General features: G+C 57.6%; 9 protein-coding genes. 3 read left to right on the top strand and 6 right to left on the bottom strand.

What is annotated here, in order from left to right; all coding sequences use genetic code 11:
* Positions 1-132 precede the first annotated feature (132 nt).
* Positions 133-654, bottom strand: a complete 522-nt coding sequence (gloA, locus tag D8U69_RS23050; RefSeq protein ID WP_130903393.1) for a lactoylglutathione lyase — start codon at positions 652-654, stop codon at positions 133-135.
* 144 nt (positions 655-798) lie between these two features.
* Between gloA and D8U69_RS23045 the strand changes: the two genes are divergently transcribed.
* Positions 799-1,323 (top strand): DUF4946 domain-containing protein, encoded by a 525-nt coding sequence (locus tag D8U69_RS23045; RefSeq protein WP_130908203.1) that lies wholly within the window; start codon positions 799-801, stop codon positions 1,321-1,323.
* A 173-nt stretch (positions 1,324-1,496) separates the two neighbouring features.
* On the opposite strand, the gene D8U69_RS23040 is transcribed toward D8U69_RS23045, so the two are convergent.
* Both D8U69_RS23040 and D8U69_RS23035 read right to left on the bottom strand, forming a co-directional pair.
* A complete protein-coding gene (locus tag D8U69_RS23040; RefSeq protein WP_056852760.1) occupies positions 1,497-1,862 on the bottom strand; it encodes a histone-like nucleoid-structuring protein, MvaT/MvaU family in 366 nt (121 codons plus the stop codon).
* 233 nt (positions 1,863-2,095) lie between these two features.
* Positions 2,096-3,628, bottom strand: coding sequence for an EAL domain-containing protein (locus D8U69_RS23035; RefSeq protein WP_130908194.1), 1,533 nt, complete (start codon positions 3,626-3,628; stop codon positions 2,096-2,098).
* 485 nt (positions 3,629-4,113) lie between these two features.
* On the opposite strand from D8U69_RS23035, the gene hppD reads away from it, so the two are divergent.
* The gene (gene hppD / locus D8U69_RS23030) at positions 4,114-5,190 is read left to right on the top strand and encodes a 4-hydroxyphenylpyruvate dioxygenase (protein WP_056852758.1); all 1,077 of its coding nucleotides are present in this window, start codon (positions 4,114-4,116) and stop codon (positions 5,188-5,190) included.
* A gap of 150 nt (positions 5,191-5,340) precedes the next feature.
* Here hppD and rarD read toward each other — a convergent pair whose 3' ends face one another.
* The 3 genes from rarD to D8U69_RS23015 form a co-directional block, all read right to left on the bottom strand.
* A complete protein-coding gene (gene rarD / locus D8U69_RS23025; protein ID WP_130908193.1) occupies positions 5,341-6,228 on the bottom strand; it encodes an EamA family transporter RarD in 888 nt (295 codons plus the stop codon).
* A gap of 195 nt (positions 6,229-6,423) precedes the next feature.
* Positions 6,424-7,437 (bottom strand): aldo/keto reductase, encoded by a 1,014-nt coding sequence (locus tag D8U69_RS23020; protein WP_130908192.1) that lies wholly within the window; start codon positions 7,435-7,437, stop codon positions 6,424-6,426.
* A 196-nt stretch (positions 7,438-7,633) separates the two neighbouring features.
* Complete coding sequence (locus tag D8U69_RS23015; RefSeq protein WP_056852755.1) at positions 7,634-8,944, bottom strand: MFS transporter; 1,311 nt, start codon at positions 8,942-8,944, stop codon at positions 7,634-7,636.
* A gap of 171 nt (positions 8,945-9,115) precedes the next feature.
* Between D8U69_RS23015 and D8U69_RS23010 the strand changes: the two genes are divergently transcribed.
* On the top strand, positions 9,116-10,237 hold the full coding sequence (locus tag D8U69_RS23010; protein WP_130908191.1) for a sugar diacid recognition domain-containing protein: 1,122 nt from the start codon (positions 9,116-9,118) through the stop codon (positions 10,235-10,237).
* Positions 10,238-10,255: the final 18 nt, after the last annotated feature.

The raw sequence follows: 10,255 nt of genomic DNA, 5'->3' as shown, positions 1-10,255 counted from the left end.
TTACATGATCGTTCCCACGCTCTGCGTGGGAATGCAGCCCAGGACGCTCCGCGTCCTCAAAAGCGTGACGCAGAGCGTCACAGGAGGCGTTACCACGCAGAGCGTGGGAACGATCAGTGGCAGCAAACTTTTTTACAGCGGTGCCGGCTGAATGATCTCGACCCAGTAAGCATCCGGGTCCTTGATGAACGCCAGGCTCTTCATGCGGCCATCGGTCAAACGTTTCTGGAAATCGCAGCCCAGTGCTTCGAAACGCTCGCACGCGGCGACGATATCCGGTACCGAGATACAGATGTGGCCGAACCCGCGCGGATCAGTGTTGCCGTTGTGATAGGCAAAGTCCGGGTCGTTTTCGGTGCCGTGGTTGTGAGTCAGTTCGAGGATGCCAGGGATCGACTTCATCCACTCGGTGCGTGCAGCGGCGTCGGCAGGAATCTGCGCCTTATCGACCAGCGCGAGGAAGTACAGGCTGAATTCGGCTTCCGGGAAATCGCGTTTTTCTACCAGCGTGAAACCCAGGATGCGGGTGTAGAAGTCCAGGGACTTGGTGATGTCCTTGACCCGCAACATGGTGTGGTTGAACACGAATTTTTGCGTGGCGGTGTCAGGTTGTGCGGTAACACCGGGGAAGGTGTTCAGTTCTTGCAGGCTCATGGGCCCTCCGGAAATAAGTGGGGCTGACGATTGGCGACAATGATACGCAAGGGATGCGACATCACCAAACCCAAAGCGTCGGCTATTGCCTGACAGTCGGTCGAGGCTCAGACTTCACCGCTCATCCTGCGAGTGTTCATGGCAATGATTCGAATCGGCACATCGGTACTCATTTTGATTGGCATGTGGTGTGGGGTTGCCAGTGCGGATGCTGAAGCGCCGGTCATGCCCTGGCCCGCCGGTTGGCAGGTCGAAGCGATCGAGCAAGGGACGGCTGCGCCAGGCGTTTCTCGTCAGCGCGCGGTGAAAAACGATCACGGCGGGACGCCAGTCATGGTGATGGAGTTGACCATGACACGGGTGGAAAGCGGGCACCAAGTAAACCTGGAGGGCGTGTTGCTGGAGATGCGCAAGTCGGTGCAAAAAGACTTCTTTCAAAGCGGCTATCAAAGTGTTTGCAATCGCATACATCCGACAACGTTGAGCCGTTTATCGGCATTGGAATCTACCTGCGCCATCACGCAAAACGGTCGTCATGTGCTTTCTCAAACTTTGGTAGCTGCCGTTGACGGCGATAAGGCCTATGTTCTTTCCTACGCGGGGCAGGCCGAGGCTTACAAAACAAGTCAGGATGAAATAGAGGCGGTGCGCAACGGCTTGAAACTTTAGCCAAAGACTTTAGTGGCTGCAGGCTTTGCGCAAGGATGAAGTACTTTAGATGCCCAATGGGATTAAGCCTAAAGTTAGTCGGCAAGTAGCGAGTTGATCGACGCACTTCGTTGCATTTAGATGGTATTCATGAAAAAGCCCTGCATTGGCAGGGCTTTTTTTACGGCGCGAATTTAGCCGCGCAGCCAGGAGTCAACGGTGGAAGCGCCGTATTGTTCCTTCCAGGCTTTCAGGCCGCGATGGTTGCCGCCCTTGGTTTCAATCAGCTCGCCGGTGTGCGGGTTCTGATAAACCTTGACCACGCGAGCGCGGCGGGTTTTAGGTGCGGCAGCCTGTTGCAGGCCGGACTTGCCCGGGTTCGGATCGAGGATGGCGATGATGTCGCGCAGGCTCTTGCCGTAGGTTTTCATCAGCCCCTGGAGCTTTTCTTCGAATTCGATTTCCTTCTTGAGCCCGGCATCGTTCTTCAGGGACTCAAGCTGCTTGAGCTGTTCTTGAAGGGCCTTTTCGGCTGCACGGAATTCAGCGAGTCTGGACAATATCTTTACTCCAATAGTGTGTTTGGCTGATACCAACCGCAAACAAAGCTATAAGCCAAGAGCCTTGAAGCGACTCGGTGATAAATGGCGCACCTGCGAAATTACCGCAGGCATGAAAAATTGTAGTAGTTAATTGGCCAAGAGTAAATCATGTCTTTTTCTTCATGTAACAAGAGTAGTCTTTTGAATCAAATTGTGTACCCGTTGACCGTCTCATCGCATAAGGCCAAGGGTTAATGACCACTTAATGCACTAATGAATTCCGCGCCAGGCAGCGGTCGGCCGAACAGATAGCCTTGCTGAAAGTTAACGTTATGAGCGGTCAGGTAATCACTTTGCTCTTGGGTTTCTACACCTTCTGCAACCATTGCAAGATCGAGCTTGCCCGCAAGTTGAATGATGGCGTCGAGAATATGGCTGGAGGGGGTGTCAATGCCGATCATTGCGACAAAGCTTTGGTCGATTTTCAGAAAGTCGACATTGAATTCGCGCAGGTAGCCCAGGCTGGAATGTCCGGTGCCAAAGTCATCGATGGCGATCATTACGCCAAGTTCGTGCAGCTGTTCGAACAGTTGGTGGGCGAGGGCGGTGGGTTCGATCAGTTCGCGCTCCGTCAACTCCAGCACCAGATGAATGGAACCGGGTGCGAAGGCTTTGAGGAACTCACGGCAATCCTCTATCAGGTCAAGACTCTGGCAATGGCTGGCCGTGATGTTGATTCCGATATGAAAGGGTTCGGTGAAGGTGCTGGATAGCGGGCCGAGCAACGTCGCGGTTTGCCTCATCAAAGAGCGAGTCATCGGCACGATCAGTCCCGAGTGTTCAGCGAAAGGAATGAACAGATCCGGGCGCACCAGCCCTTCTTGTGGATGATTCCAGCGCATCAGTACTTCGATGCCCGAGAGTTTCTTGCTGTCGCCATGCACGACCGCCTGAAAATAAGGCACGAACTCCGCGGCTTCCAGCGCCCGTTGCATTTCGTGGGTGGGTGACCTCGAGCGCTTTTGCAGTATGTGGCCGATCGCACCGGAAATGACCCCGAAAAAAATCAGCAGGCTGAACAACGGCGGGTATTCACTGGTCATGTAACGCCAGGTTTCACCTTCCGGAAAGCCTGCCGCGACGCTGAAATCATAGCGTGAGGATTTAAGTGTGCTTTGGGCGACCGGGAAGTCGGGCAGGGGGCCATGGTGAAACTGGCCATTGGCACTTAGCCAGTTGTTTCCTACTTGCAGCACCAGCAACGTCTGACGACCAATCAGGCGCAGCACGTTACTCAGATGGTAACCATCCAGCGTCGACAGCGCACCGCGTTTTCCGTCCTCAAGGCGATAGATCAGCAGGGCGGTATCGGGTGTGACCGGGTTACCCTTCATCAGTATCAATTGGCCGCCGGCAAAATCGCCCGTTGAAATTATTTCGTGATAGTCGCCAAACAGGGAGCTGCAATAAATAGTGTTATCCCACGTCAGGTTGGTCGAGCGTACAAAGGGCCGGCGGGTTACTTGTTCGCGCAGGGCGAGTTTGACGTCTGCGCAACGTTGCCCGGCCAAGGGCAACAACTCGCGTGCCGCTTGAGCGGTGTTGTCGAGCATCAGTTCAAATTGTCGAATGGCCTCTTCGGCGGTTTCCTGCGCACTTTGCACAAGTGCACGTTCGGCCTGCATATAAAGGATGACCAGGCCGAGCACTACCGGAAGTAATCCACTGAACAAGGTGACTGCAACCTTGAGGCTGCGTTTGCGGCGTCTGACTTTTAATGGCATTCGCGAAACCTGTAGCGATGAAATGGAGCTCTCAAATGCTGGCAGGGCGAATCGCCTCCCAAAAAGAGTTCAGGTACGAGCCATGATAGTTCGCATGGCGCCATTATGCCGTTCGGCGGCAATAAAGTCGTTCGGCCAGTTTGAGCCGGCGCTGCCTGCGTCGGTCCAGCAACGCCAAGTCAACCTTGTTGGTGCAACAAACCGCTTGCACGCCGGTGGAAAAGGCGGATTTTATACAGAGGGCGGACAAACTCAGTTACGCTGTGTAGAATCAGGTTACGCATACAAGAATAATCGTCTTCTGGCAGCAGAAGCCTCGCCCGCACCAGCCTTGGGTCGACAATGAAGATATTTGGGTTTCAATTGATCTACGGTGATTTCCTCGCCCGCAGCGTGCGGGGTATCTCCTGCGCGCCACCCACCGGTCTCAGCATTGCTAGCAACTAACAGTGGTTAATTTCTAAAAGCATGATGAGGCGCCGACCATGGCAGATTTATACGAAAACCCGATGGGCCTGATGGGCTTTGAATTCATCGAGCTCGCATCGCCGACCCCGAACACCCTGGAGCCGATCTTCGAGATCATGGGCTTCACCAAGGTTGCGACCCACCGTTCCAAAGACGTGCACCTGTATCGCCAGGGCGCGATCAACCTGATCCTCAACAATGAACCCAACAGCGTTGCTTCGTACTTCGCGGCCGAACACGGCCCGTCGGTGTGCGGCATGGCGTTCCGCGTCAAGGATTCGCAAAAAGCCTACAAGCGTGCCCTGGAACTCGGCGCCCAGCCGATCCACATCGAAACCGGTCCGATGGAGCTGAACCTGCCGGCGATCAAAGGCATCGGCGGCGCGCCGCTGTACTTGATCGACCGTTTCGGTGAAGGCAGCTCGATCTACGACATCGACTTCGTGTTCCTCGAAGGTGTCGACCGTCATCCAGTGGGTGCCGGCCTGAAGATCATCGACCACCTGACCCACAACGTGTATCGCGGTCGTATGGCCTACTGGGCGAATTTCTACGAGAAGCTGTTCAACTTCCGCGAGATCCGTTACTTCGACATCAAGGGCGAATACACCGGCCTGACGTCCAAGGCCATGACCGCGCCGGACGGCATGATCCGCATCCCGTTGAACGAAGAATCGTCCAAGGGCGCCGGGCAGATCGAAGAGTTCCTGATGCAGTTCAACGGCGAGGGCATCCAGCACGTTGCGTTCCTGTCCGATGACCTGATCAAGACCTGGGATCACCTGAAAAGCATCGGCATGCGCTTCATGACTGCGCCGCCAGATACTTACTACGAAATGCTCGAAGGCCGTCTGCCGAACCACGGCGAGCCGGTGGGCGAACTGCAAGCGCGGGGCATTCTGCTGGACGGCTCGTCCGAGTCGGGCGACAAGCGCCTGCTGTTGCAGATCTTCTCGGAAACCCTGATGGGGCCGGTGTTCTTCGAGTTCATCCAGCGCAAGGGCGATGACGGTTTCGGCGAAGGCAACTTCAAAGCGTTGTTCGAATCCATCGAACGCGACCAGGTTCGTCGTGGTGTGCTTTCCACTGACTAAACCGTATCAGATGTAAAAAAGCCCGGTCAGCAGCAATGCTGGCCGGGCTTTGTTGTTTCTGTTCCTGTAGGAGCAATGCTTGCTCGCGATGGGGGCTCTGCGGTGTACCTGTCGAACGGTGTTATCGTTCATCGCGGGCAAGCCTTGCTCCTACATTGGTTCGCGGCGCTGCCGGACCAGATGCTTGAACCCTTCAAACACCAACACCAGTACCGCCAGCCAGATCGGGATATACGTCAGCCATTCCGTCGGCTTGATGCTTTCCCCCAGCAACAACGCCACACCCAGCAATAGCACCGGTTCGACGTAACTCAACAAACCAAACAGGCTGAACGGCAGCAAGCGACTGGCGATGATATAAACCACCAGCGCCGAAGCACTGATCAGACCCAGCAGCGGAATCAGCCAGGTCAGCGCCGGGTGCTGATCGAACACACCGAAGCCTTGCTCGCCACCGTGCACAAACCACCAAGCGATCGGCAGCATCAAGGTCATGTCCAGCCAGAGTCCGCCCAGGTTGTCGGCCTTCAGCCATTTGCGTAGCACGAAGTACAGCGGGTAGCCGACGACCACCAGCAGCGTGGCCCAGGAAAAACCACCGACCTGATACAGCTCATTGATCACGCCAAGGCTGGCGAAAAACACCGCGACTTTTTGCAGGTACGACAGGCGTTCGCCGTAAGCGATGCGCCCGGTCAGCACCATGGCCAGCGGCAACAGGAAATAGCCCAGCGACACATCGAGGCTGTAGCCGTTGAGCGGCGCCCACATGAACAACCAGAGTTGCACGCCCAGCAGCGCCGACGACAGCAGCAAGCCGGCGATCAATTTCGGTTGCGCACCGAGGCGACGCAACAGGTCGAGCACACGCCGCCATTCGCCTGACACCAGCATGAACACAGTCATGCACGGCACGGTCAGCAGCATGCGCCAGCCGAAAATTTCCACGCCGCTCAAGGGCGTGAGCAGCGATGTGTAGTAATACATGACGGCAAACAGCACCGAGGCTGAAACCGATAAAGCGATACCTTTAGACAAACTGTCCTCGCGTGATTTTGAGTGATTGAACCGGGCGCAGAGGATACGTGGTTTTTGAGCCCAATACTGACCAACCAATCAATACTTGACCTGTGGGAGCTGGCTTGCCAGCGATGGCGGTTGCACATTCAAAGCCGAGGTTGACTGATAGACCGCTATCGCTGGCAAGCCAGCTCCCACAGGGTACATATGTTGTCAGGCAGTACGCGGTTTACGGCCCGACACAAAATGGCTGACATCATTGAACCCCGGCGTCGAGGCATGCCCTGGCGTTACCAGCGAATCGATGAACGCCTCATCGTCGGCCGTGATCTTCACCGCTTGCGCCTTAGTGTAGGCGTCCCATTGTGCTTCGGTGCGCGGGCCGACAATGGCGGAGGTGACGGCGCTGTTGTTCAACACCCAGGCGATGGCGAACTCGACGATGCCGACGCCGCGTTCCTCGGTGTACCGGTGGATCTGCTGGGCGATGCGCAGGGACTCGACACGCCATTCGGTTTCCAGGATGCGTTTGTCCTGGCGCCCGGCGCGGCTGTTGGCGTCCGGTTGCGCATCCGGCGCGTATTTTCCACTGAGCACGCCGCGCGCCAAGGGGCTGTAAGGCACGACGCCGAGGCCGTAGTTTTGCGCGGCGGTGATTTGTTCGGTTTCAGCCTGGCGGTTGACGATGTTGTACAGCGGCTGGCTGATCACCGGCCGGTCGATTCCCAGTTTGTCGGCGATGCGAATCACCTCGGCAATGCGCCAGCCGCGATAATTGGACAGGCCCCAATAGCGAATCTTGCCCTGGCGAATCAGGTCGCCGATGGCCGACACGGTCACCTCCAGCGGGGTGTTGTGGTCTTCGCGGTGCAGGTAATAGATATCGAGATAGTCGGTGCCCAGGCGCGTCAGGCTGGCGTCGATACCGTTGAAAATATGCTTGCGGCTCAAACCGCTGCGGTTCGGCAGGCCGTCTGCCGGGCCGAATCCGACCTTGGTGGCCAACACCCATTCATGACGGTTACCCGCAATGGCTTCACCGACGATTTCTTCGGAGCGGCCATTGGTGTAGACGTCGGCGGTGTCGATGAAATTGATGCCCTGGTCCCAGGCCTTGTCGATGATTCGCAGGGAATCCTCGGTGCTGGTCTGTTCGCCGAACATCATGGTGCCCAGGGTCAGGGTGGACACTTGCAGGCCCGAATGACCCAGTGTGCGGTAGCTCATGAGGAAGTCCTTTTGCCGGAGGGAAAGGCTCAATCAAATACCAGATCTGTGGCCGGTAGCAAACGCAAATCTCAGACACGCGCAGGCTAATTGTAGGAGCGAGCCTGCTCGCGATAGCGCAGTGTCAGTCAACAGAGATGTTGAATGTTAGAGCAAAATCGCGAGCAGGCTCGCTCCTACAGGGGAGCTGTGGTGGTCAGGCGCGCAGGGTACGGGTCATACGCAACGCCAACAGGCTACCGCAGACAATCACACCCGCCAGCAGGTACAGCGCCGCATCGGTGGAACCGGTGCTGTCCTTGACCCAACCCACCAGGTACGGGCTGAGGAAACCGGCCATTTGCCCCATGGAATTGATCAATGCCAAGCCACCGGCGGCAGCGCCGGCACTGAGCAGGGCAGTGGGCACCGGCCAGAACATCGGCAGGCCGGTGAGGGCGCCCATGGTGGCGATGGTCAGGCCGAGAATGGCGATGGCCGGGTTGGCGGCGAAGTTCACGGCGATCAGCAGACCGAGCGCGCCCATCAGCATCGGCACCACCAGATGCCAGCGACGTTCTTTGCGCAGGTCTGCCGAGCGACCGACCATCAACATGAACACGGCGGCCAGCAGATACGGAATCGCGCTCAACCAACCAATCACCAGGTTATCGCTGAAACCGAGGTTCTTGATGATCGACGGCAGCCAGAAGTTGATCGCGTAGACGCCGCTCTGGATGCAGAAATAGATCAGGCCGAATGCCCAGATTGCCGGGTTCTTGAATACGGCCAGCAGCGAATCCGTCGTGGTTTTCGGTTTGTTGGCCAGGTCTTCGGCGTGGTCGGCTTCAAGCACCGAACGCTCGAACGGGGTCAGCCATTTGGCATTGGCATAACTGTCGCTGAGCAGGAAATACGCCAGCGCACCAAGGACTACGGTCGGAATGCCTTGCAGCAAAAACATCCACTGCCAGCCGGCCAAGCCGCCCTGGCCTGCGGCGAAGTGGTTGAGAATCCAGCCGGAAAACGGACTGCCGAGCAGGCCCGACACCGGGATTGCCGACATGAACAGCGCCATGATGCGGCCACGGCGGAACGTCGGGAACCACTGCGAGAGATACAGCACCACGCCCGGGAAAAACCCGGCTTCGGCGGCACCGGTGAACAGGCGCAAGGTGTAGAACTCGGTGGGCGTGGTGACGAACAGCAGGCAGGTCGACAGCGTGCCCCAGGTGATCATCATCAACGCGATCCAGCGCCGTGGGCCGAATTTGGTCAATGCCAGGTTGCTCGGCACGCCGCACAGCACGTAGCCGATAAAGAAGATCCCGGCGCCGAGGCCGTACACGGTTTCACTGAATTTGAGTGCGTCGAGCATCTGCAACTTGGCGAAGCCCACGTTCACCCGGTCGAGGTAGTTGAACAGGTAGCAGATGAAAATGAAGGGGATCAAACGCAGGGTAATACGTTTGTAGACGGCGTTTTTTTCGTCAACGATGGCCTGGGTTGCGGCGGCGCTCTGTGACATGGCGGCTCTCTCTTTATTATGATTTTTTGCGATGCAAAGGGTAACGTTGATCGCCCGCAGAGTCTCGACCACCCTCGGGGCTGCTGTCTTTGTGCCTGAGCACAGGGTTTGCAACCAAGGCCTGTGCGGGTGAACAACCGCCAGGCGCTCACGCTTTCAAGGATCACCGTTATGTTCGAACTCGATCACGACCTGGCGCAGGACATCGTCGACCGCGCGATGGCCATCCTGCCGTACAACGTCAACGTGATGGACAGTCAGGGGCTGATTCTCGGCAGCGGCGAACCGGAGCGGGTCAACACCCGCCACGAAGGCGCGCAACTGGTGTTGGCCAACGGCCGCGTGGTGGAGATCGACGCGCAAACCGCGATCCACCTCAAAGGTGTGCAGCCGGGCATCAATCTGCCGCTGATGCTCGACCAGCGCTTGATCGGCGTGCTGGGCATCACTGGCGAACCCGAGCAGTTGCGCACCTACGCTGAACTGGTACGCATGACCGCCGAGATGCTGGTGGGCCAGCGCAACCAGCAGGCCGAGCAGCAATGGCGGCGCCAGCGATGTGATGACCTGTTGGCCTTGTTGCTCAGCGAGGCCGGAGACTCGCCGCGATTGATCGATGAGGCACAACAACTGGGGCTCAAACCGCAGATGACGCGGGTGCCGTATTTGTTCGAATTGGGCATGGAACACGGGCCGGGGCAAACCGCCGAGGCGCTCAGTGCCTGGCTGACCAGCCGGTATCCCGATAGCTGGTGCGTCAGTTCCTCGACGTCATCGTTGCTGTGGTGCCGACCGGCCAGCCAGTCCATCGAAAACGATCGGCTGCTGGAAAAGCTCGATGGCCTGGGCTGGAACATTCTGCGCGTCGCGGTGGGCGGGCAGGCCGACGGTCTGACGGGATTGCGCCGCTGCTATCGTCGTGTCGGCGACTTGCTGGCTTACGGGCGCGGCGTATTGCCCGCTTGCCGCTTGCTCACGCTCAACCGCTATCGATTGCCAGTGATGCTTTGGCGGCATCGCAACGACGATGCGCTGGACGAGCTGCTCAACCCATTGCGCAAGGTCATTGCCAAGGACAGCAACGGCCAGTTGCTCGCGACATTACGCAGTTGGTGCGAACACGACGGCCAAAGCCAGGCCTGCGCCGAAGCCTTGGGCATTCACCGCAACAGTTTGCGTTATCGCATGGAAAGGATTGCCGAGCTTAGCGGCGTTGATCCGTTGAAGCTGGACGGCATGCTGGCGTTGTACCTGGGCGTGCAGTTGCTACCGCAGACTGACGCAAACTCATAAACAACACATTCCCCCTGT

This window comes from Pseudomonas sp. Sample_16, assembly GCF_004307665.1.
Taxonomy (GTDB): domain Bacteria; phylum Pseudomonadota; class Gammaproteobacteria; order Pseudomonadales; family Pseudomonadaceae; genus Aquipseudomonas.
The sequence above is the reverse complement of the archived record's forward strand: the minus strand, read 5'-3'. Positions and strand labels throughout refer to the sequence as shown.

What these genes read in the sequence shown, in the direction of transcription:
- D8U69_RS23035 (WP_130908194.1), bottom strand. Translation starts at nt 3,628, where the DNA reads ATGCCATTAAAAGTCAGACGCCGCAAACGCAGCCTCAAGGTTGCAGTC.
- D8U69_RS23010 (WP_130908191.1), top strand. Translation starts at nt 9,116, where the DNA reads ATGTTCGAACTCGATCACGACCTGGCGCAGGACATCGTCGACCGCGCG.
- hppD (WP_056852758.1), top strand. Translation starts at nt 4,114, where the DNA reads ATGGCAGATTTATACGAAAACCCGATGGGCCTGATGGGCTTTGAATTC.
- D8U69_RS23015 (WP_056852755.1), bottom strand. Translation starts at nt 8,944, where the DNA reads ATGTCACAGAGCGCCGCCGCAACCCAGGCCATCGTTGACGAAAAAAAC.
- gloA (WP_130903393.1), bottom strand. Translation starts at nt 654, where the DNA reads ATGAGCCTGCAAGAACTGAACACCTTCCCCGGTGTTACCGCACAACCT.
- D8U69_RS23045 (WP_130908203.1), top strand. Translation starts at nt 799, where the DNA reads ATGATTCGAATCGGCACATCGGTACTCATTTTGATTGGCATGTGGTGT.
- D8U69_RS23020 (WP_130908192.1), bottom strand. Translation starts at nt 7,437, where the DNA reads ATGAGCTACCGCACACTGGGTCATTCGGGCCTGCAAGTGTCCACCCTG.